At 67.3% G+C, this 19,769-nt stretch carries 23 protein-coding genes, 1 tRNA gene and 1 pseudogene; 10 read left to right on the top strand and 15 right to left on the bottom strand.

The features are described from left to right. Window positions 1-52: 52 nt before the first annotated feature. Genes A5688_RS18530 through A5688_RS18510 form a run of 5 tightly spaced genes read right to left on the bottom strand, consistent with a single transcriptional unit; the run spans window position 53 to window position 4,593 of the window. Window positions 53-2,263, bottom strand: coding sequence for a SpoIIE family protein phosphatase (locus A5688_RS18530; protein ID WP_067831919.1), 2,211 nt, complete (start codon window positions 2,261-2,263; stop codon window positions 53-55). Then, window positions 2,260-2,886, bottom strand: a complete 627-nt coding sequence (locus A5688_RS18525) for a SpoIIE family protein phosphatase (RefSeq protein WP_067831916.1) — start codon at window positions 2,884-2,886, stop codon at window positions 2,260-2,262. The genes A5688_RS18530 and A5688_RS18525 overlap by 4 nt, the downstream gene beginning before the upstream one ends. Continuing rightward, window positions 2,879-3,289, bottom strand: a complete 411-nt coding sequence (locus tag A5688_RS18520) for an anti-sigma regulatory factor (RefSeq protein ID WP_067831914.1) — start codon at window positions 3,287-3,289, stop codon at window positions 2,879-2,881. The genes A5688_RS18525 and A5688_RS18520 overlap by 8 nt, the downstream gene beginning before the upstream one ends. Then, window positions 3,279-3,668 carry an STAS domain-containing protein gene (locus A5688_RS18515; RefSeq protein WP_067831912.1) on the bottom strand — a complete coding sequence of 130 codons (390 nt, stop codon included), beginning with the start codon at window positions 3,666-3,668 and terminating at the stop codon, window positions 3,279-3,281. The genes A5688_RS18520 and A5688_RS18515 overlap by 11 nt, the downstream gene beginning before the upstream one ends. A gap of 22 nt (window positions 3,669-3,690) precedes the next feature. Beyond that, window positions 3,691-4,593, bottom strand: a complete 903-nt coding sequence (locus A5688_RS18510; protein ID WP_067831910.1) for an STAS domain-containing protein — start codon at window positions 4,591-4,593, stop codon at window positions 3,691-3,693. Between the two features lie 160 nt (window positions 4,594-4,753). Between A5688_RS18510 and A5688_RS18505 the strand changes: the two genes are divergently transcribed. Next, on the top strand, window positions 4,754-5,119 hold the full coding sequence (locus A5688_RS18505) for an STAS domain-containing protein (RefSeq protein WP_242660185.1): 366 nt from the start codon (window positions 4,754-4,756) through the stop codon (window positions 5,117-5,119). Window positions 5,120-5,303: 184 nt separating this feature from the next. Beyond that, window positions 5,304-5,804 (top strand): DUF6328 family protein, encoded by a 501-nt coding sequence (locus A5688_RS18500; RefSeq protein WP_067831906.1) that lies wholly within the window; start codon window positions 5,304-5,306, stop codon window positions 5,802-5,804. Between the two features lie 15 nt (window positions 5,805-5,819). Here A5688_RS18500 and A5688_RS18495 read toward each other — a convergent pair whose 3' ends face one another. After that, complete coding sequence (locus A5688_RS18495) at window positions 5,820-6,536, bottom strand: HAD family hydrolase (RefSeq protein WP_067831905.1); 717 nt, start codon at window positions 6,534-6,536, stop codon at window positions 5,820-5,822. 200 nt (window positions 6,537-6,736) lie between these two features. Between A5688_RS18495 and A5688_RS18490 the strand changes: the two genes are divergently transcribed. From A5688_RS18490 to A5688_RS18480, 3 genes are all read left to right on the top strand, one after another. Continuing rightward, window positions 6,737-7,054: a hypothetical protein gene (locus A5688_RS18490; RefSeq protein WP_067831902.1), complete on the top strand. Its 318-nt coding sequence runs from the start codon at window positions 6,737-6,739 to the stop codon at window positions 7,052-7,054. A gap of 234 nt (window positions 7,055-7,288) precedes the next feature. Continuing rightward, on the top strand, window positions 7,289-7,591 hold the full coding sequence (locus A5688_RS18485; protein WP_067831900.1) for a DUF4193 domain-containing protein: 303 nt from the start codon (window positions 7,289-7,291) through the stop codon (window positions 7,589-7,591). A 109-nt stretch (window positions 7,592-7,700) separates the two neighbouring features. Beyond that, complete coding sequence (locus A5688_RS18480) at window positions 7,701-8,348, top strand: restriction endonuclease (protein ID WP_067907972.1); 648 nt, start codon at window positions 7,701-7,703, stop codon at window positions 8,346-8,348. A gap of 45 nt (window positions 8,349-8,393) precedes the next feature. On the opposite strand, the pseudogene A5688_RS18475 reads toward A5688_RS18480, so the two are convergent. Next, window positions 8,394-8,723, bottom strand: a pseudogene (locus tag A5688_RS18475) (ANTAR domain-containing protein); the annotation flags it as partial. A gap of 159 nt (window positions 8,724-8,882) precedes the next feature. Between A5688_RS18475 and A5688_RS28350 the strand changes: the two are divergent. Next, the gene (locus A5688_RS28350) at window positions 8,883-9,008 is read left to right on the top strand and encodes a hypothetical protein (protein WP_278184164.1); all 126 of its coding nucleotides are present in this window, start codon (window positions 8,883-8,885) and stop codon (window positions 9,006-9,008) included. A 39-nt stretch (window positions 9,009-9,047) separates the two neighbouring features. Here the strand turns inward: A5688_RS28350 and A5688_RS18470 are convergent. From A5688_RS18470 to ponA2, 4 genes are all read right to left on the bottom strand, one after another. Beyond that, window positions 9,048-9,121, bottom strand: a tRNA-Pro gene (locus A5688_RS18470). A 61-nt stretch (window positions 9,122-9,182) separates the two neighbouring features. Then, the gene (locus A5688_RS18465) at window positions 9,183-10,298 is read right to left on the bottom strand and encodes a PLP-dependent cysteine synthase family protein (protein ID WP_067831894.1); all 1,116 of its coding nucleotides are present in this window, start codon (window positions 10,296-10,298) and stop codon (window positions 9,183-9,185) included. Next, window positions 10,295-11,254 (bottom strand): metallophosphoesterase, encoded by a 960-nt coding sequence (locus A5688_RS18460; protein ID WP_067831891.1) that lies wholly within the window; start codon window positions 11,252-11,254, stop codon window positions 10,295-10,297. Before A5688_RS18460 ends, A5688_RS18465 begins: the two co-directional genes overlap by 4 nt. Before the next feature lie 102 nt (window positions 11,255-11,356). Then, a complete protein-coding gene (gene ponA2, locus A5688_RS18455; RefSeq protein ID WP_067831883.1) occupies window positions 11,357-13,786 on the bottom strand; it encodes a transglycosylase/D,D-transpeptidase PonA2 in 2,430 nt (809 codons plus the stop codon). 352 nt (window positions 13,787-14,138) lie between these two features. Here ponA2 and A5688_RS18450 point away from each other — a divergent pair, with 352 nt between their 5' ends. Then, window positions 14,139-14,489 carry a WhiB family transcriptional regulator gene (locus A5688_RS18450; RefSeq protein WP_067831881.1) on the top strand — a complete coding sequence of 117 codons (351 nt, stop codon included), beginning with the start codon at window positions 14,139-14,141 and terminating at the stop codon, window positions 14,487-14,489. A gap of 147 nt (window positions 14,490-14,636) precedes the next feature. Here A5688_RS18450 and A5688_RS18445 read toward each other — a convergent pair whose 3' ends face one another. Together A5688_RS18445 and A5688_RS18440 are read right to left on the bottom strand one after the other, a co-directional pair. Then, window positions 14,637-15,794 (bottom strand): ArsA family ATPase, encoded by a 1,158-nt coding sequence (locus A5688_RS18445; RefSeq protein ID WP_068268237.1) that lies wholly within the window; start codon window positions 15,792-15,794, stop codon window positions 14,637-14,639. Then, window positions 15,791-16,810, bottom strand: coding sequence for an ArsA-related P-loop ATPase (locus tag A5688_RS18440; RefSeq protein WP_067831411.1), 1,020 nt, complete (start codon window positions 16,808-16,810; stop codon window positions 15,791-15,793). The genes A5688_RS18445 and A5688_RS18440 overlap by 4 nt, the downstream gene beginning before the upstream one ends. 70 nt (window positions 16,811-16,880) lie before the next feature. Between A5688_RS18440 and A5688_RS27410 the strand changes: the two genes are divergently transcribed. The 3 genes from A5688_RS27410 to A5688_RS18430 are packed head-to-tail and all read left to right on the top strand — an operon-like array spanning window position 16,881 to window position 18,316. Next, on the top strand, window positions 16,881-17,042 hold the full coding sequence (locus tag A5688_RS27410) for a DUF4177 domain-containing protein (protein WP_007772224.1): 162 nt from the start codon (window positions 16,881-16,883) through the stop codon (window positions 17,040-17,042). 12 nt (window positions 17,043-17,054) lie between these two features. Next, window positions 17,055-17,510: a RidA family protein gene (locus A5688_RS18435; protein ID WP_067908633.1), complete on the top strand. Its 456-nt coding sequence runs from the start codon at window positions 17,055-17,057 to the stop codon at window positions 17,508-17,510. A 5-nt stretch (window positions 17,511-17,515) separates the two neighbouring features. After that, entirely contained in the window at window positions 17,516-18,316 is an 801-nt protein-coding gene (locus A5688_RS18430) for an MBL fold metallo-hydrolase (RefSeq protein WP_067908636.1), read from the top strand. Between the two features lie 268 nt (window positions 18,317-18,584). On the opposite strand, the gene crp is transcribed toward A5688_RS18430, so the two are convergent. Further along, a complete protein-coding gene (gene crp, locus A5688_RS18425; protein WP_036465140.1) occupies window positions 18,585-19,259 on the bottom strand; it encodes a cAMP-activated global transcriptional regulator CRP in 675 nt (224 codons plus the stop codon). A 105-nt stretch (window positions 19,260-19,364) separates the two neighbouring features. Next, window positions 19,365-19,760 (bottom strand): hypothetical protein, encoded by a 396-nt coding sequence (locus A5688_RS18420; RefSeq protein WP_242660210.1) that lies wholly within the window; start codon window positions 19,758-19,760, stop codon window positions 19,365-19,367. Window positions 19,761-19,769: the final 9 nt, after the last annotated feature.

Raw genomic sequence — 19,769 nt, 5'->3', positions numbered from 1 at the left:
GCTGTGCGGGGCGGGCAAACGGCACGCGGTTGCGTACCGCCCTCGATGCGGCTCAGCCGGCCGGCAGGCGGAAGGTGAAATCGGCGGTGGTGCCGGTGGCGGTGGTGTCGAGGTTCATCGAGTCGCTGAGCACCTCCATCAGCGGCAGGCCCCGCCCGCCGTTGCCCGGTGGGGTGGACGGCGCCTTCCACGAGCCGTAATCGGTGATCCGGGTGCGTACTTGCCCGTCAACAAGACTGACGTCGACCAGCATGGTGCCGGCGGCGAATCCGCGATATGCGTGCTCGACGCAGTTGGTGCACGCTTCGCTGACGACCAGCACGATGTCGGCTGCCAACTCGTCCGTTACGCCACCGGCGCGCAGCCAGTTCGCCAGTCGATGCCGAATAAGGACCAATTGGTCTGCGGTGGCGCCGGTTTCGATCCGCAAGGGTGCCTGCTGGTGCCGGTAGATCACCATTGCGACGTCGTCGTCGTACCCCCCTGCCGGGGCCAGTTCACGGAGCACCACATCGGCGACGGTGTCCAACGGCGATGTCGTGGTTTGCGCCAGAACGCCTGCGGCCCGCCCGATTCCGTCGTCAATTGACTCGTGTTTGCGTTCGACGAGCCCATCGGTGAACAGCATGAGCGTCGAGCCGGGCGGCAGCACCTGGGTGGTCTGCGGGCGCGGTTCATGCCGCCGGACCGCGAGCGGCACCGATGCGGCGTCGGTCAACATTTTCGTGGCGCCGGGCTCCGGGCCGACCAGGACGGCCGGCATGTGCCCGGCATTGCTGTACTGCAGCACCCCGGTCTCGGTGTCGAGAATCGCCAGAAACACCGTCGTGCAGTACGCATTCGGTATCAGCGATGCCGCCGAGTCGAGTTGATCGAGCAGCACGGCCGGCTCGGCGCCGTTGATCAGCAGCGCCCGCGCGGAGCTCCGCAGCTGCCCCATGATCGCGGCCGCCGGCAGGCCGCGACCCACGCAGTCTCCGACGACGATGCCGATGTGGTGCTCGCCGATCGGCAACACGTCATACCAGTCGCCGCCGATCTCCAACGGCGGCACCGCGGGTTCGTAGCGGACCGCGAAGCCCGGCGGCGGCTGAACCGGCGGCAGCATGGCACGCTGCAACGTCAGCGACGTCTCCCGCGCGCTCTCGAACTGACGCACGTGCTGCATGGCCAGGCTCAGGTGGCCGATCAGCACGGTGACCAGCAGCCGATCCTCCCCGCTGATCCAGCGTGGCGTGCGCAGCTCGAGCCACAATGTCAGGTCGCCGGTGCCGGAGAGGACGGCGACCAGGCCCTGTGCTTTGCCGGGATTGTCCGGCGCCGCAATCGTTTTCGCCGTCAGCGGCAATTGGTGACGCGCGTCCTGGAAGGTATGGCGCAACCACGGATCCAGCTCGCGCCACGACGAGACCGAGGGCTCGCCCGCCGCCTCGACCGTCGGGTCGCTGTCACCGTTGGGCCACGAGACCGCGATCACCCGTCGCACATCGACCGCCGCGCTGCACTCGTCGAGCGTGATCGACAGCAGCTCGTCCACGCTCTTGGCCACCGCCACCGCGGTGGCCAGGCGCAGCACCGCACTTTCCCGAGCGGCGAAGGCGCGCTCGGCGGTGACGTCGCGGATCGTTCCCACGTAGGCGTCCCGGTCGCTGCCGGTCTCCTTGACCGCGTTGATGCTCACCTTCACCCACGCCAGATGCCCGTCGGCATGGCGGATCGGTGTTTCGTAGTCGGCCCTGCCGTCGCTGAGAACCCGACTGATCTGTTCGCCCGCGGTCTTCGTGTCGACCAGCCAGGGGTGCGGCCATTTGTACGGCAGGCCCTCGCTGGGAAACCCGAGGATCTCGATGAAGGCGCTGTTGACTTCGACCACCGAGCCCTCGTGATCGGCGACGAAGAAACCTTCCTGCAGCGAGTTGACCAGCGCGGTACGGAATTTGTCACGGTCGGCCAGCCCCTCGGCCCGGGCTCGCTGTTCGGCGTAGCGTCGGTTGCCGTCGATGAAGCCGCGCGTCGCGACGTCGAGGGGGACCAGCAGCTGCAGGAGGAACTCCAGCGCGATCGGCGCATCGATGCGCACGTCTTGCGAGATTTCGAAGACCAGCCGGACGTGCTGCTCGATGATTTCGAGCAGGCTGATTTGTTCCTGCAGGGCCCTGCGTCCGAGCTCATTGCCAACCGACAGGCTGGCCTCGTCGTGCGAGTCCAGATAGGCGCGCAACGCGGCCGCGTACTGATCGTGAAAGTCGTTGTCGGCGCTCAAGTTCGCACTCCCCTGTGACGCGCCGCCAGCACCATCGCATCGTCGGTTTCCTTGGCGTCCTTACCGAGGAGTCCTTCCGCGATAGCCACGGCCGGGGCCGAGAATTCGATATGATCCAGGTAGTCTTCGGCTATTCCGTCGGTGCTCATCACCAACAGGTCACCGGGCCGGATGGAAACCACTTGCGCCGGCAGGATTTCCGGTATGCGGTAGCCGACGATGCCGCCGGTGAGTCGTGCACTGGACCGAACCTGAATACCGGTCGGTGCCTTGACCAGCAGATCGGCGGTGACGTTGCCGATGCCGGTCCAGGTCAGCGTGTTTGTGGCGAAATCGATACGCGCCAACGTCATTGCGACACCTCTGGTGCCGTCCAACACGCGGTGGCAGAGCTGGATGAGGACTTCGACCCGCTCGGAACTGGCGCGCGTGATTGCCTCGACGGCGCGCAACGCGGCGTCTGCGGCGGCGGGCCCGTGGCCAAGGCCGTCCACCACCCCGAACAGCGCGGCCGTATCGCCGACCTCGACGGCGATACCCCGGTCGCCGGACGTGTACTCGCTGGGCAAAGGCCTGCCCGCCCTTGCCCACTCGATTGGACCGAAGCGGCCGTTTTCATGCACGAGGGGGCACCCATTTCCACATTTCGATGATGGTCCCCTTGCCGAGGGTGGACTCGACGACCAAGCGGTCCATCAGGCGGCGGGCGCCCGGCAAGCCCATCCCCAGCCCGCGTCCGGTCGTGTATCCGTCCTCCATCGCACGTTCGATGTCGGCGATGCCGGGGCCCTGATCTTCGGCGCGAACCACCAGGGCCCTGCGCCCATCCCGATCGGCGACGGCGACCCGAACGGCACCGCGGCCGGCGTAACTGGTGATGTTCCGCGCTATTTCCGAGATCGCCGTGGCGATCATCGTGACGTCGGTGAGGGAGAATCCCAGGTCGAGTGCGAGTTGATGTCCGGCTTTGCGAGCTTCGACGATGTCGTCAGAATTGTCGATGGCGACGACGATATCAGTCGCCACCGTCGCGTCCGATCGTCGATTTCCCCACTCCGCCTTGGCGATTCAGCAGCGCGAGGCCCTCTTCAAGATCCAGCGCCGTGTTCATGTCATCGAACGCCAGGCCCAGCTGGACCATCGCGAAGGCCACCTCCGGCTGCAGGCCCACGATCACGGTGTCCGCGCCCCGCAGCCGGGTCATGTGGGCAATGGTCCGCAGCGATCGGGCGGCGAACGAGTCCATCACGTCGATGGCGGTGACGTCGACGATGATGCCCTGCGCGCGGAACCTGCTGACCCGTTCCATCAGGTCGAAGCGAAGGCGTTCGGCATCGGAGTCGGTGAGCGCCGACTGCACCGAGGCGATGAGGATCGAGCCCTGTTTCAGAATCGGTACTGGCATGGGGTGCTCGTGCTAATGGTGGCTATCCGGTCTGTTCGCCGGTGCGTGTGACTTCGTAGCCGAGTAGCCGTTCGGCTTCCTCGATACCGCCCTGCAGGTCGCCGACGGCGTTCATCTTCGACAGGTCCAGGCCGATGGTCACCAGCGTCAGCGCGATTTCCGAGGACAAGCCGGTGATGATCACGCTGGCGCCCATCAGGCCCGACGCGTCGACCGTCTGCACCAGGTGGTTCGCCACGGTCGAGTCGATGGTGGGCACACCGGTGATGTCGATGACCACGACTTTCGCGCGGTTCGCGCGGATTGCCCGCAGCAGCTGTTCGGTGACCTGGCGGGCTCGCTGACTGTCGAGGACACCGATGATCGGCAAGATCAGCAGCTGCTCGCGCACCTGCAGCACCGGCGTCGACAGCTCGCGGATGGCCTCCTGCTGCTGGCGGATGATGCGCTCGCGTTCCTGCACGAAGCTGACGGCCACGGTGTTGGCAATACGGTTGGCCGCCGGTTCGTAGGCGTCGAGGACGCGGTTGAGCATCTCGAAGTCGGTCTGGTACTTCTCGAACAGCGACCGCGCCAGCACGTCGCGGAGCAGCAGCACGATGCCGACGACCTCGTCGGTTTCCACGCCGCGGGGAATGATGCGTTCCGACAGGTCACGCGCGTAGTCCTGCAGCGCCTCGACGCTACCGGTCTCGAGCACCTCGACGTAGCTGTCGTACACCGTGGTCGCCTCGGAAAAGATTTCCTCCGGGGTCATCGCGGTGAGCAGCTCGGCCTCGGTGATGCGGCGGGCCCATTCCTCCCGCAGAACGGTTCGGTTCTGCCGGAGGTGCTGGACTAGCTGGGGAAGCAGCCCCTCACTGGAGATGCCGACGGTCTGCGCTGCGGTGCCGGTACTGTTGAACTCCGACGGCGAATCTGACATCTGGCCTCCCGAGTGCCACGTCGCGCCCTGCGGTCTGTCGTTCCCTGCTGCGAGACTAGCCTGGCTAGTCGCGGGGCACGTGTAGAGGGCATATTCTTCCCGCAGTTCGTAACGCAGGCTAGGGTAAGACCACGCCACGGCCCAGGACGAAGGATTGCCATTGTCAGCTCCTGATTCGATTACCACGTTGGTTGAGGACCACGACGGCGTTTCCGTGGTCAGTGTCAGCGGCGAAATCGATTTGGTCACGGCTCCCGCCCTGGAACAGGCGATCGGCGCGGTCGTCGCTGAGGGCCCGGCGGCACTGGTCATCGATCTGTCCGCGGTGGAGTTTCTCGGCTCGGTCGGCCTGAAGATCCTGGCGGCGACCTACGAGAAGCTGGGCAGGGAGACGGGGTTCGGCGTGGTCGCACGGGGCCCGGCGACCCGCAGGCCGATCCACCTGACCGGCCTGGACAAGACCTTCCCGCTGTACCCGACGCTCGACGATGCGTTGACCGGGGTGCGGGACGGCAAACTCAACTAGCGAGTCGCTGCCCCTGGCGCGCAGCAGCGCGTCGCGCCCCGCTGCTCCGCGCCCATGCCCGGGTGAGCCGAGTCCCGACAGGTGTAGTTGTCCGGCAACACCTTTGGCACGATCGCGCCGAGTCTGATTCCGCATTGCCATCGAAGCTGTGTCCACCCGCACCCCGGGTGCGATGATCAGGGCTATGGACGTCGACCATCCGCAATCCGACCAGCGGTGGGATCGCCAAGAGCGGGGCGAAACCGAAGTTCAACGGCTGGACCGCAATTGGAACAGCCTGCTGCAGGAGCTGCGGGTGGTTCAGACCGGGGTGCAGCTGCTGACCGGTTTTCTGCTGACACTGCCGTTCCAGCAGCGCTTCGACGTGTTGGGGCCGCATATGCGCGTCGTCTATCTGGCCACCGTGGTGTCCGCGGTGTGCGCGACCGTCTTGCTGATCGCCCCGGTCGCCATGCACCGGATACTTTTCCGGCGCCATCGCCTTCAAGTCCTCGTGTCGGCCGCACACCGGTGCGCCTATGCCGGGCTGGGCTTGCTCGGCCTGGCACTGATCGGCCTGACCACGATCATTTTCGCTGCGGTGGCCGGACGAAGTGTGGGCCTCATAGCCGGGGCGTGCGCCCTGCCGCTGTTCACCTTCTTCTGGTGGGTACTGCCGCTGCTGCTGCGGAGCCACGGCGAATAGCCGCGACCCCGTCGGTCAACGCCCCGGCGCGAGCGCCGCGATGCGGGTGGATTCCAGGTGCTCAAGCAGGTCGCGTGGATCGGCGAAGACGGGATCGGCGCCCGCCTCCTGCAACTCCGCGCGGGCGATGCCGCCGCTCAGCAGCCCGATGCACGGCAATCCCGCGCCGGCAGCGGCGTGGGCGTCCCACACCGCGTCCCCGACGAACACGGCGTGCTCGGCATCCACGCCGGCGCGGTCCAGGGCCACCCGCACGATGCCGGGTTCGGGTTTGGCGGTGTCGACGTCGCGCGAGGACGTCGTCTCGGAGATGACGTCGTCGCAATCGAGCACCTTGCGCAGGATCTCCAGCTCGTCTTCGGGCGCCGAGCTGGCCAGCACGACCTGTAAACCCAGGTCGGCGACGCGGCGCAGCAGGGTTTGGGCGCCGGGCAGAGGTTGCAGCAGTGGCGTGATCTCCCGGTAGTACTGGCTGTGTTTGTCGCTGAGCCGCTCCTGCACGTCGGCCGGGGCGTCATCGGAGAGCGTTCGCACCAGCCTGGCGCCGTCCATGCCGATGCAGCGATGGATTTGCCAGGACGCCGCCACGATGCCTTCGGCGTCGAACGCGCGCTGCCACGCATGGACGTGCAGGTAGTTGGAATCCACCAGGGTTCCATCGACGTCGAACAACACGGCGGGCGTGCCGCCGTGCGCCGTCAGGGCAGGCTCCCGGCGTCGGTGGCGGCGCATAGGCCCGCCTGCGCTCGTGAAATCATGTGTCCTTCATACCCACGCCGGGCACGGCTGACACAGCGCGCGGTTTCGTTTGCGCCCCGCGATGACGGGTAACCGTCGGTGGTGTTCCGCGATATCGGGGCGGTTTCGCCGTGCCTGCCAGCGGAATTCAGCCGCAACGAATAATACTGGTACACAATACGTTTCGACGAGGGATGACGTTGGATTTCCGCAAGAACGCTCCAGTCGACCATGCCCGTACCACTCGCCAGCACGCCGGCGAATCCATCAGGAACGGTGCCAACGCACCCGGCCTCCTCGGCTCGGCCGCCGCGGTTATCGCCATGACCGTGGGCCTGTTCGCCGTGGCGGCCGGACATCTCGTGGGCGGCGCCATCGCGCTGATCGTGGCCGCCACACTGGGTGCGCTGAGCGCGGCCTGGCTGCTGCGTGCCCACCGCAGAGTCCGCGACGCCGAACTGCGCTGGCACGCCGTGTATTCCGACCACCCCCCGCCGCCGCCAAGCAGCTGAGCGCTCGGGGTTTGCCCCGTCACGCAGCACACCGCCGCCGAAGCCGACGACCGTCGGCACCGCACAGGTGCCGGTGAAGGGCCGCCGATGCCCGCCGACGTTGTGTTGCGATCGGGGTCGGCGCAATTTTTTTGGGCCGCTTCCGTGTAGCGCGCGCCGGAACGGGGTACTGCCTGCGCCACGGGTGAGTACAGCAAGGTGCGTCAACCCGTTCCATAGCAGGAAGGAACCCCGATGGCGACCACCACTGACTACGACGCACGCCGTGTATCCGAGACCGACACCCAGGACAAGTCCTCCCTTCGTGAACTCGCCCCAACCCTGCAGGGGCCTGCGACCACCGTGGTCGACGAGGACCCCAACGATGTGCACTTCTTCGAACTACCGGGCGCCGACCTGTCCGGGGAAGAGCTGTCGGTGACGGTGATTCCCCAACGGGCCGACGAGTTCACCTGCTCGAGCTGCTTTCTGGTGCAGCACCGTAGCCGGATGCGCGGCTCGAGCTCCGGCCTTCCGGTGTGCGCCGACTGCGCCTGACACCGGTGCGCCGCCCCGCGGCCCGCGGCGCGACCGTGCACCTTCGCCGGATTGTCGGTGGCATCCACTAGGTTCATCGAACAAGTCGGCGTCGGCACGTTGAGGAGCCATGGAGAAGGTACTCGGGTCGCTCCTCGTGCTGGGGTTGGCGCTCCCTTGGTATCTCACGCAAAAGAGCACCGGCAGCCTGCCGGCGGGATGCGCGGCGGGACTCGGCGGGCTCGCCGTCGCGGTGGCCATCTTGTGGTGGCTTTCGGTGCAACGGGACCGCTACCAGGCCGACGCCCAGCGACGGCGCGACCTCAAATGCGCGAAATCCGGGCTGCGGACCATCGATCGGATGTCCGGCGTTGAGTTCGAGGAATTCGTTGCGGCGCAGCTACGCATCGCGGGCTACACCGTGACACCCACGGCCAGCACCGGCGACTACGGCGTGGATCTGATCGCCAGAAAAGACGGCGCCCGCATGGCCGTTCAATGCAAGCGGTTGGCGAAGGCCGTGGGCGTGGCCGCGGTCCAGCAGGTCGTAGCCGGGGCGCTGCAGCATGGCTGCAACCGCACGGTCGTGGTGACCAACCAAACGTTCACCAAGGCGGCCCGCCAATTGGCCGTCACCCATCACTGCCGTCTGGTGGGGCGCACTCAGTTGCAGAGCTGGACGCGCATCGCGCCCGTCCACGCGCGGGGTCGGCGGCGCACCCACGGGGTCGCGCCCCACGCCGGGCCGCGGCGGCTGGAACCGGAGTGGGAAAGCTAGCGAGATGCCTTGGGCCACAGCATGTTCGGCCTGAGCCCCGCGACGTCACCGCCCTGTTGCATCCTCGATTACCCGGCGCGCGACGTCGCGCAGCGGGGTGTCCATGCTCTGCGAGAGCTTGATCAGGGTGTTGAAGGCCGTCTGGTCGTCGAGGTCGTAGCGCTCGATGAGGATTCCTTTGGCCTGTCCGATCGTGTCGCGGGTGCTCAGGGCTTCCCGGAACTGTTGGGTGCGCACGACGTTGCTCCACGGGGCGCCGAGCGTCGCGAAGATGGCGGTGATCCGGCGCGAGTCCTCGGAGAAGGCCTGTGGGTGATCGGTGTAGAAGTTCAGCGCGCCCATGCTCAGCTCGTCGGCGAACATCGGCAGCGACAGGCGCGCAGAACGTCGGTGAGCAGGGTGAGATCGTCAAAATTGGTCACTGAATGTCGCCCTCATGCGTCGGGACCGGTGGCAGGCATTACCCCGTGCCGTTTCAGCAGTCTGCGGTCTCGCGAGGCGATCAGTTGTGGTTTTTGACGGCGACGAATGTCAATGCTGTTTGCTCAGCACTACGGTGAGATCCACCATATCGGCCCGGTTTCGGGTGATTGCGCCCGACACCGCCCCGGCGAAAACGCGCTGACGGGCCGCGATCCGTCGCTCGAACAGCCGGTGTGACCGGCGCTGGACGGCAAAGAGCGATCAATGTCTAACTAGTCGGGGTGGCGGGATTCGAACCCACGGCCTCTTCGTCCCGAACGAAGCGCGCTACCAAGCTGCGCCACACCCCGCTTGAAGCTTCGACAGCCTATCGCACCGGCCCATCGAGTGGCCAAACCGCGGTGCGCCGGGTCACTCCCAGGAGCAGGATCGCTCGAATTCGACCAGCGCCTGGGCCGGGCCGGCCGGATCGAGCCCCTGCGCGGCGACCCACTCGTCGCTGAAGTAGGTGTCGCGGTAGCGGTCGCCGCTGTCGGCGAGCAGCGTGACCACCGACCCGCTGCGGCCCTCGGCGACCATCTCGGCGAGCAGGCCGAACGCACCCCACAGGTTGGTGCCCGTCGACGGCCCCACCCGCCGTCCAAGCACGGCGCTGACATGGCGCGCGGCCGCGATCGACGCCGCGTCCGGCACCGCCACCATCCGGTCGACCACGCCGGGCAGGAACGACGGCTCCACCCGCGGCCGGCCGATGCCCTCGATGCGCGACGAGGCGGGCATCACTGAGTCGTTCAGGTCGTTCCGACCTTGGGCGTAGGCGGGGAAGAACGCGGAGTTCTCCGGGTCGACGACGCACAACCGGGTGGCGTGCCGCCGGTAGCGGATGTAGCGCCCGATCGTGGCGCTGGTTCCGCCGGTGCCCGCCCCGACCACGATCCATTCCGGGACGGGGTGGTCCTCCTCGCCCATTTGCTCGAAGATCGACTCGGCGATGTTGTTGTTGCCCCGCCAGTCGGTGGCCCGTTCGGCGTTGGTGAACTGGTCCAGGTAGTGGCCCCCGGTTTCGCGGGCCACCCGCTCGGCCTCGGCGTAGACCTCGCTGGAGCTCTGCACGAAATGGCAACGGCCGCCGTGGGCTTCGATCAGCGCCACCTTCGACGTGCTCGTCGCCGCGGGCATCACGGCGACGAACGGCAGACCCAGCAGGGCCGCGAAATAGGCCTCCGACACCGCCGTCGAACCCGACGACGCCTCGACCACCGTCGTGCCCTCGTCGATCCAGCCGTTGCACAGCGCGTAGAGGAACAACGACCGGGCCAACCGGTGCTTGAGGCTGCCGGTGATGTGCGTGGTCTCGTCCTTGAGGTACAGCGCGACATCGGCGCCCGCGCACCACGCTGCGGGCAGCGGATAGCGAAGCAGATGCGTGTCGGCGCTGCGGCGGGCGTCGGCCTGAATCAGCCGGATCGCGTTGTCTGTCCAGCACCGTGAGCGGCTGCGCACCGCAATCCGGGTCTGGGCGGTCAACGCACCGAAGCTGTTGGCTGCGAACGGCTCAGGTCACTGGCCGCGTCGCGGTCGCCCATCGGGGTGGCGATCAACGTCAACAGGGTCGCCTCCGGCCGGCAGCAGAATCGCACCGGCGCGAACGGCGAGGTGCCCATCCCGGCGGAGACATGCAACCGCATGTGCGCGCCCCAGCGGGACGGCCCCTTGGCGCGAGAGCGGTCCAGCCCGCAGTTGGTCACCAGCGCGCCGTAGAACGGCAGGCACACCTGACCGCCGTGGGTGTGTCCGGCCATCACCAGCTGATAGCCGTCGGCGGCGAACCGGTCCAGCACCCGGGGCTCCGGCGAATGCGTCAGGCCCAGCCGCAGATTCGCCGCCGGGCTGGCCGGGCCCGCGATGGTTTCGTAGCGGTCCCGGTCGATGTGCGGGTCGTCCACGCCTGCGGCGGCGACGTGCAGGCCCGCCACCTCGAACTCGCGCCGGGTGTGAGTGAGGTCGAGCCAGCCGCGCTCGGTGAACGCCGCCCGCAGGTCCTGCCAGGGCAGCGGCTCGCCGCGGACCCGGTGCGACGGGTTGGTCACGTAGTTCAGTGGGTTCTTCAGCCGCGGCCCGAAGTAGTCGTTGCTGCCGAACACGAACACGCCCGGCCGCGACAGCAGATCGCCCAGGGCCTGGATGACCGACGGCACGGCCTTCGGGTGGGCCAGGTTGTCGCCGGTGTTGACCACCAGGTCCGGTTCCCAGCCGGACAGCTCGCGCAGCCACGCCTGTTTGCGGCGCTGGCCGGGCGTCATGTGGAGGTCGCTGATATGCAGGACCCGCAGCGGTGTCGAGCCCGGGGTCAACACGGGCATGGTGATCTCGCGCAGGACGAACGCGTTCCGCTCGATGACCGCGGCGTAACCGAGGCCGGCGACGCTCGTACCGAGCGCGGCGGCGCCGGCACGTATCAGGACGGGCAAAACATCAGCCATGCTGGCAGCCTACTGCCGGTCGCCAGCTGGAAGCTGTATCTCTTGGATTACGGCGCCCGGCCGTACGACGATGCGGGGTGAGGAGGAGTGCGGCAATCACGCCTACGGAGGCGGCTGGCCGGGCGCGGGCGGCGGTGGCGCCAGCAGCGGAATCGTGATCGGCGGCAGCCCCGGAATCTCCACGACCTGCGAGCCGACCGGCGGCGGTGCCCCTTCCGGTGGCGGCGGCGGCGCGGGCGGGATGCCGTTACTGACCTGGATGGTGATGATCGACCCCGGAATCGTTGCGCCGCTGGGGGTTGTCCCGACCACCTCGCCCTGCTTTGCGCTGCTGTTGACGAAGCTGTTCTGGTCGGCGACCTGGAAGCCCGCCTCCTTGATGCGCTGGCGTGCCGCGTCGATGTCCAGGCCGGCCACGCTGGGCACCCGGGACCCGGGTGCCCCGTCGACGTAGCGCGGGTCGGTGGGCGGCAACTGAATCGGCCCGAAATTGGTGGCGATCGGCTTCATCGCGGTAAACCACGTGCGCGCCGGTTCATTACCGCCGTACAGGTCGCCCTCGCCGCAGTGGCGCAGCGGAGAAGAGCACAGATCGGTGGGGTTGGGGGAGTCGTCGTAGATGTAGTTGGCCGCCGCGTAATGGTTGGTGAAGCCCACGAAGCCCGACGAGCGGTGCGCCTCGGTGGTGCCCGTCTTGCCGGACACCGGCAGGTCCCAGCCCGCCGCGCTGGCCGAACCGGCCGCCGTGCCGCCGCCCAGCGCGTCCTTGCTCATCGCGTTGGCGAGCGTGTTCGCCAGACCGTCGGGCACCACCTGGTCGCAGGTCTCGGTGGTCACCGCGACCTCGTTGCCCTTGCGGTCGACCAGCTTGTCGATCGGGTTGGGTGGGCACCAGGTGCCGCCCGAGGCGAGGGTGGCCGCGACGTTGGACAGCTCCAGCGCGTTCACCTCGATCGGGCCCAAGGTGAACGAGCCGATGTTCTGCCGTTTGACGAAGTCGGCCAGGCTCTCGTTGCTGTCGGGGTTGTAGTCGCGGGCCGTGCCGGGGTCGGCATAGGACCGCAGCCCGAGCTTGATCGCCATGTCGACCGTGCGCGTCACGCCGACCTGCTGGATCAGCTTGGCGAACGCGGTGTTGGGCGAGGTGGCCAACGCGTCGGTGACGTTCATCGACCCGCGGTAGTTACCGGCGTTGACCACGCACCAGTTGTCCTTCGGGCAGCCCTTGGCCCCGCCGCTACCCATGCCCTTCGCCTGGAAGCGGCCCGGCACCTCGAGGATGGCGTTGGTGCCCATCCCCATGTCCAGGGCCGCGGCCGTGGTGAAGATCTTGAAGACGGAGCCCGCACCGTCGCCGACCAGCGAGAACGGCTGTGGGCGCATGGTTTGACCGGCGTCGACGTCGAGCCCGTAGGTGCGGTTGCTGGCCATCGCCATCACCTTGTGCGACGTCTTGCCGGGCTGGATCACGCTCATCACGCTCGAAATCCCCGGGAGCGTCGGGCTGGCGAATTTGTCGATGGCCGCCTTGACCGGGATCTGCACGTCGGGGTCCAGCGTCGTCTTGATCAGGTAGCCGCCCCGGGCCACCTGTTCCTTGCTGATCCCGGCCCGGGAGAGATACTCCTGGACGTAGTCGCAGAAGAAGGCGCGATCGCCCGCCGCGATGCAGCCCCGCGGCAGCTCGTTGGGCTGCGGCAGGATTCCCAGGGGCGTGGCCTTGGCCGCGCGCAGCGCGTCCTCCTCCTGCGGAATGTTTTGAATCATGGTGTCCAGCACCAAGTTTCGCCGCGCCAGCGCACCGTCGGGATTGATGTACGGGTTGAGCGCACTGGTCGACTGCACCATGCCTGCCAGCAGCGCCGCCTGCTGCCAGTTCAGGTCGGACGCGTTGATGCCGAAGTAGGTTTGGGCGGCGTCCTGCACGCCGAACGAGCCGTTGCCGAACGAGACCAGGTTCAGATACCGGGTCAGGATCTCGGGCTTGGTGAAGGTTTTGTCCAGCGTCAGCGCCATGCGGATCTCGCGCAGCTTGCGGGCCGGGGTGGTCTCCACCGCCGCGCGCTTCTCGGCGTCGGTTTTCGCGGTCACCAGCAGTTGGTAGTTCTTGATGTACTGCTGCTCGATGGTCGAGCCACCGCGGGTGTCGACGTCACCGCGCGCGTAGCCGGCCAGCCCGGTCAGGGTGCCTTTCCAGTCGACCCCGTTGTGGTCGGCGAACCGCTTGTCCTCGATGGACACGATCGCCAGCTTCATCGTGTTGGCGATCTTGTCGCTGGGCACCTCGAAGCGGCGCTGCGAATACAGCCAGGCGATGGTGTTGCCCTTGGCGTCGACCATCGTCGAGACGGCCGGCACCTCGCCCTCGAGCAGCTGAGCCGAGCCGTTGGCGACCACTTCCGACGCCCGATTGGACACCAGGCCTATTCCGCCGGCGAAGGGAAACAGCAGGGCCGTGGCGACCACACTGGCCAACAAACAGAGCCCCGCAAGCTTGAGGATCGTGAGCGCGGCCGGGGGGCGGTCTGACATGGCTACTACAGTAGCGGCCCTCAGTCACGCCGCCACGCTGCGCGTTCACTCAAAAATTGCGTCGTTTCGCGATCGGGGGCGGCGGGCCCGAATTTGCAGTCGCGTCACAGGTCAGAAGCGCAGCGGAGTGTGCAAGATCACTTCTTCGGCTATCGTTCGGTACGAGACGGCACGCCCGTCCCAAAAAAAGCGTTATCGGACTGTTGCGCAATTGGCACCTGACCACCTAACTTAGACACACGGTGAGATTCAGGTAACACCGATGTACATAGTGTGGCGTAGATCGCTAGGTGAGGATCTGCACCCCAGGAGGGCGGCCGTGACGGGCGGCCGGTAGGGAAGGGAACAGTTCGTGTCACCAATACGGCCGGCGGCGCGTAGGACAAACATTGCAGCCGCACAAGGGATACTCCGCAGTGTTGATGCCGAAGAACGGATCGCTTGGGTCTCCAGGGCGCTATGCCGGACCACCGATCCCGACGAACTGTTCGTCCGCGGAGCGGCCCAGCGTAAGGCGGCAGTGATCTGCCGCCATTGCCCGGTGATGCAGGAGTGCGGAGCAGACGCGCTGGACAACAAGGTCGAGTTCGGGGTCTGGGGCGGCATGACCGAGCGGCAGCGCCGCGCCCTGCTCAAGCAGCACCCCGAGGTGGTGTCCTGGGCGGACTTCTTCGACAAGAAGCGAGGCCGCAGCGTCGGCTGACCCAGCGGTTCGACCGGGCCCCTAGTGCAGGGGCCCGTGGGCCGTTGCCCGGCCCGCCTCGTCACCGACGTGTTCAGATGGGCCGGTTCCCTAGCGGGCCGTTGCCCGGCCCGCCTCGTCACCGACGTGTTCAGATGGGCCGGTTCCTCAGCGGGCCGTTGCCCGGCCCGCCTCGTCACCGACCGAAGTGATCTGATCGGCGAGCGCCCGCAGCGCCTCCAGGTCCGAGACATCGAACGGCAGCGACGGAACGCCGATGACCGGCACATGCGGATGGGCTCCGGTGAACCGCGAAAGCAATCTGATCTCCCGCTTGGCGGTCTGCGCACGGTCGGCGTGAATCTTCAACACCGCCGAGGCCAGCGACGCCGCTTCGGAGTCGGCATCGTGATCCAGCATTTCGCTGCCGTCGATCGCGCGCTCGGCCGGCAGGGAGCACAGCGGCGGGTGGGTGCGGTTCAGAACCAGCCCCGCGAGCGGCATCCCCTCCTGCGACAGCCGGTCGACGAAGAAGGCCGCCTCGCGCAGCGCGTCGGGCTCGGCCGCCGACACCACAACGAACTGCGTCCCACGCCTTTTCAGCAGCGCGTAGGTGCGATCGGCTTTTTCGCGGAACCCGCCGAAGGTGGCGTCCAGCGACTGCACGAACGCTGCGGCATCGCCGAGCATCTGTGAACCCAGGATCGTGGACATCGCCTTCATCGCCAAACCCATTGCGCCGGTGACCAACCGGCCGATGCCCCGGCCCGGCGCCAGCAACAGGCGCCACAATCGGCTGTCCATGAAGCTGCCCAGCCGCTTCGGCGCGTCCAGGAAGTCCAGTGCGTTGCGCGACGGCGGGGTGTCGACGACAACCAGGTCCCAGCGATCCTCGGCCAGCAGCTGGCCCAGCTTCTCCATCGCCATGTACTCCTGCGTGCCGGCGAGCGAACTGGCGACGGTCTGATAAAACTGGTTGTCCAGAATCGCTTGTGCGCGACCGGGTCCCGAGTACTGGACCACCATTTCGTCGAAGGTGCGGCGCATGTCGAGCATCATCGCGTGCAGCTCGCCGGGAACCTCCGCGGCCAGCGGGACCCGTTGCGGCGTGTTCCCGAGGTCGCTGACCCCCAGCGCCTGGGCCAGCCGCTTGGCCGGATCGATGGTCAACACGCAGACATTGCGCCCGTATTCGGCGGCGCGCAGCGCGATCGCGGCCGCGGTAGTGGTCTTGCCCACCCCGCCCGCGCCGCAGCACACCACCACACGATTGGTCGTGTCGGCCAGGATCGCGGCCATATCAAGCTGTGTGGGCGTGATGCTCATCGAACCCCCTGCTGGGCAAGTGATTCCGACAGCTCATAGAGGCTACCGAGGTCGACCCCGTCGGAAATCGCTGGTAGTTCCAGTCGTGACACCTTCAACGCATCGAGCTGCTGGGCGATCTCGGCACGCGTCGCGACGACCGTCGCATGCTCGATGGTCTCCGTCAGCAGGCCCGCGAAGTCCTTGTCGTTCAAGGTGATTCCGGACTTCTCCAGTCCGGCCCGCACCGAGTCCGCGTCGACGTCTCCCTCCGCGGCCTTCGCCAGATCGGCCGGCTGCAGGTACGAGGGAATGTTGCGGTTGACGATCACACTGCCGATCGGCAGCTGCATCTCGGCAAGCTCCTCGATCGCTTCCAGCGTTTCCTGGACCGGCAACGCCTCCAAGAGGGTGACCAAGTGAATGGCCGTCTGCTCGGAGTGCAGCAGCTTCACCACGCCGTCGGCCTGCGAATGCACCGGGCCGCCCTTGGCCAGATCGGACACCGCTTTGGTCACATCGAGGAAGCGCGCAATCCGCCCGGTGGGCGGGGCGTCCACGACGATAGCGTCATAGACCGGAAGCCGATTCTTGTCGACGCGGATCACCGTCTCCTTGATCTTGCCGGTCAGCAGCACGTCACGCAGCCCCGGCGCGATCGTCGTCGCGAACTCGATCGCGCCGATGCGGCGCATCGCCCGGCCCGCGATGCCCAGGTTGTAGAACATGTCGAGGTATTCCAGGAAGGCGGCCTCGATGTCGATCGCCAGGGCGTTGACCTGGCCGCCGCGTTCGGCGGTCGCGATCTTCACCTCTTGATACGGCAGGGGTGGCACATCGAAGAGTTGCGCAATCCCTTGGCGGCCCTCGACTTCCACGAGTAGGACCTTGCGGCCCCCGGCGGCCAGGGTCAGGGCCAGCGCGGCCGCGATGGTCGACTTCCCCGTTCCGCCTTTGCCGGTCACAAAATGTAAACGGGCCTTCGTCAAGCGCGCCGGCCAGCCGACGGCAGCTCCGCCGCTCGATGTGGTTGCCACCTTCGCATGCTAGCCCGACCGGGACTCGGGCTGGCCGGAGCGGTTCACCTCTGAGCGATAAGCTCGCGGCATGAGCCAACCGACCGCATGGGAGTACGTCACGGTCCCGCTGCTGACGCATGCCACCAAACAGATCCTCGACCAATGGGGCGCCGACGGCTGGGAGCTGGTGTCCGTGCTGCAGGGTCCGACCGGCGAGCAGCACGTCGCATATTTGAAGCGCCCCAAGTAAGGGGCCGGTCCGATGAGTGCTTCGGCCCGGCTCGGGCAGCTCGGCCTCGCGCTTCCGGAGGTGGTTGCGCCGCTGGCCGCCTATGTGCCGGCGGTGCGTACCGGCAACCTCGTCTACACCGCGGGCCAGCTCCCGATGGAGGCCGGACAGCTGTTGGGTACCGGCAAGGTCGGTGCCGAGGTCAGCCCGGACCAGGGCAAGGCGATGGCGCGGACCTGTGCGCTCAACGCGTTGGCTGCCGTTAACTCGCTGGTGGGTATCGACGCGGTGACGCGGGTGGTGAAGGTCGTCGGGTTCGTCGCGTCGGCGCCGGGTTTCAACGGTCAGCCAAGCGTCATCAACGGGGCCTCCGAGCTGCTCGCCGAGGTGTTCGGCGAGCAGGGCGCGCACGCACGTTCGGCGGTCGGGGTTTCCGAGCTGCCACTGGATGCGCCGGTGGAAGTGGAGCTGATCGTCGAGGTCGCCTGACGCCCGTGACCCAGGCCGCCGAGTCGCTGACCCATCCCGCATACGCCAAGTTGCGGGCGGTCACCGAGACCGCGTCGGTCCTGTTGGCCGATAACCCCGGTTTGCTGACGCTGGAGGGCACCAACACCTGGGTGTTGCGCGGCCCGCGCAGCGACGAGCTGGTCATCGTGGACCCCGGACCCGACGACGACGAGCACATCGCGCGGATCGCCGCGCTGGGCCGTATCGCCCTGGTCCTGATCAGCCACCGGCACAGCGATCACACCGACGGCATCGACAAGCTGGTCGAGTTGACCGGCGCGACGGTCCGCTCGGCGGGCAGTGGTTTCCTGCGCGGCCTCGGCGGTGAGCTGACCGACGGCGAGGTGATCCATGCCGCGGGCCTCGAGATCAAGGTCATGGCCACTCCCGGGCACACCGCCGATTCGCTGTCGTTCCTGCTCGACGACGCCGTGTTGACCGCCGACACGGTCCTGGGCCGCGGCACGGCCGTGCTCGACAAGGAGGACGGCAGCCTGACCGACTACCTGGAATCGTTGCGGCGGCTGCGCGGCCTGGGCGGGCGGACGGTGTTGCCCGGGCACGGCCCGGACCTGCCCGATCTGGAAAGAGTCGCGCAGGGCTACCTCGCGCACCGGCGGGAGCGCTTGGACCAGGTGCGTTCGGCGTTACGCGAGCTGGGGGAGGACGCCGGCGCGCGCCGGATCGTCGAACACGTTTATGTCGATGTCGACGAGAAGCTCTGGGATGCCGCCGAGTGGTCGGTGCAGGTGCAGCTGAATCACCTGCGCTCGTCACCGGCGTAACTCTGGTCGCACGGGCCGCCCCTGCCCCGGGAGTCCCGGCTCGGGAGACGCACAGTCCTTCTGAAATGCGCTAGCACCGGCGCTAGCGCGTTATGGACTCGCCTAATGGTTCCCTGACGGTGCCCATGTGGCAGGTGTGGCGGCGGGGGCTAACCAGCCGCCCGCATCGTCGTCCAGCTACCTCGCTCGGTCGCGCCCGCGCTCCGCGCGCGCTTACCTCGCTCGGCGTTGGATGTCTCGCTCGGTCGCGCCCGCGCTCCGCGCGCGCTTACCTCGCTCGGCGGGCCAGCCGCTCGGAGTCCGAGATCAGCACGCTCTTGCCCTCCAGGCGGATCCAGCCGCGGTGGGCGAAGTCGGCCAAGGCCTTGTTCACCGTCTCCCGGGACGCCCCGACCAGCTGCGCGATCTCTTCTTGCGTCAGGTCGTGGGTGACCCGCATCGCGCCGCCCTCCTGGGTGCCGAACCGCTGCGCAAGCTGCAGCAGCTGCTTGGCCACCCGGCCGGGCACGTCGGTGAAGATGAGGTCGGCCAGGTTGTTGTTCGTGCGGCGCAGGCGTCGGGCCAGCACCCGCAACAGCTGCTCGGCGATCTCGGGACGATCGGCGATCCACGCCCGCAGCGCGTCGCGGTCCATCGACACCGCGCGCACCTCGGTGATGGTGGTGGCGCTGGATGTCCGCGGGCCCGGGTCGAAGATCGACAATTCGCCGAACATGTCCGACGGGCCCATGATCGTCAACAGGTTCTCGCGTCCATCGGGCGAACGGCGACCGATCTTCACCTTCCCCGAGACGATGATGTACAGCCGATCGCCGGGTTCACCCTCGGCGAAGACCGTGTGTCCACGGGGGAAGTCGACGGGTTGCAGCTGCTTGGTCAGCGCTGTGACTGCGCCGGGTTCAACCCCTTGGAAGATTCCTGCCCTTGCCAGGATCTCGTCCACGTTGCCTCTTCAACTTTCCCAGAAAATTTAGTGTGATACGGGCAGGCTAACCCCTTGCTCGCGTGACGAGTCTAGAGGTACGCCAGTGTGTCTAACGTGCCAACGCTACACACGATTGGCGTGTCGAGGTGCCTTAAACTGCGGATTGACATGCGAATGGCCGTGTATCCGGGTCGGCAATGTCAGCTCGTCGCGGTCAACGAAGCCGATCGCAAACGACGGCGCGGCGTGCCGCGGCCCGCCGCCGCGCCCGTTCGCCGGGGCCTCGGCCAGCTGCTGAATTTCGCGCCGATGCAGGTATTCCAACGCCTCCGGCATGCCTTCGGACGCCAGCGTGTGCATGTCCACACCGCCTGCACGTTCGAGGAACTCGTCGACGTCGGCCACCGCCAAGGCGTCCGGGGCGAGCTCGGATTCGAGCCGCCCAAGACCCAGCGCCGCCAGCATCAGCAGCGCCGGAACACCGGCCACCAGCAACCACGACACCAGAAGAGTAAACATGGCCTTGAA

The sequence above is a fragment of the Mycobacterium mantenii genome (assembly GCF_001667865.1).
GTDB lineage: Bacteria > Actinomycetota > Actinomycetes > Mycobacteriales > Mycobacteriaceae > Mycobacterium > Mycobacterium mantenii_A.
This window is presented reverse-complemented; position numbering and strand designations above follow the sequence as displayed.

Coding starts and splice junctions, on each gene's coding strand:
- A5688_RS18515 (WP_067831912.1), bottom strand. CDS start 3,668: ATGCCAGTACCGATTCTGAAACAGGGCTCGATCCTCATCGCCTCGGTG.
- A5688_RS18510 (WP_067831910.1), bottom strand. CDS start 4,593: ATGTCAGATTCGCCGTCGGAGTTCAACAGTACCGGCACCGCAGCGCAG.
- A5688_RS18500 (WP_067831906.1), top strand. CDS start 5,304: ATGGACGTCGACCATCCGCAATCCGACCAGCGGTGGGATCGCCAAGAG.
- A5688_RS18495 (WP_067831905.1), bottom strand. CDS start 6,536: ATGCGCCGCCACCGACGCCGGGAGCCTGCCCTGACGGCGCACGGCGGC.
- A5688_RS18490 (WP_067831902.1), top strand. CDS start 6,737: ATGACGTTGGATTTCCGCAAGAACGCTCCAGTCGACCATGCCCGTACC.
- A5688_RS18485 (WP_067831900.1), top strand. CDS start 7,289: ATGGCGACCACCACTGACTACGACGCACGCCGTGTATCCGAGACCGAC.
- A5688_RS18480 (WP_067907972.1), top strand. CDS start 7,701: ATGGAGAAGGTACTCGGGTCGCTCCTCGTGCTGGGGTTGGCGCTCCCT.
- A5688_RS28350 (WP_278184164.1), top strand. CDS start 8,883: ATGCTGTTTGCTCAGCACTACGGTGAGATCCACCATATCGGCCCGGTT.
- A5688_RS18460 (WP_067831891.1), bottom strand. CDS start 11,254: ATGGCTGATGTTTTGCCCGTCCTGATACGTGCCGGCGCCGCCGCGCTC.
- ponA2 (WP_067831883.1), bottom strand. CDS start 13,786: ATGTCAGACCGCCCCCCGGCCGCGCTCACGATCCTCAAGCTTGCGGGG.
- A5688_RS18445 (WP_068268237.1), bottom strand. CDS start 15,794: ATGAGCATCACGCCCACACAGCTTGATATGGCCGCGATCCTGGCCGAC.
- A5688_RS27410 (WP_007772224.1), top strand. CDS start 16,881: ATGAGCCAACCGACCGCATGGGAGTACGTCACGGTCCCGCTGCTGACG.
- A5688_RS18435 (WP_067908633.1), top strand. CDS start 17,055: ATGAGTGCTTCGGCCCGGCTCGGGCAGCTCGGCCTCGCGCTTCCGGAG.
- A5688_RS18420 (WP_242660210.1), bottom strand. CDS start 19,760: ATGTTTACTCTTCTGGTGTCGTGGTTGCTGGTGGCCGGTGTTCCGGCG.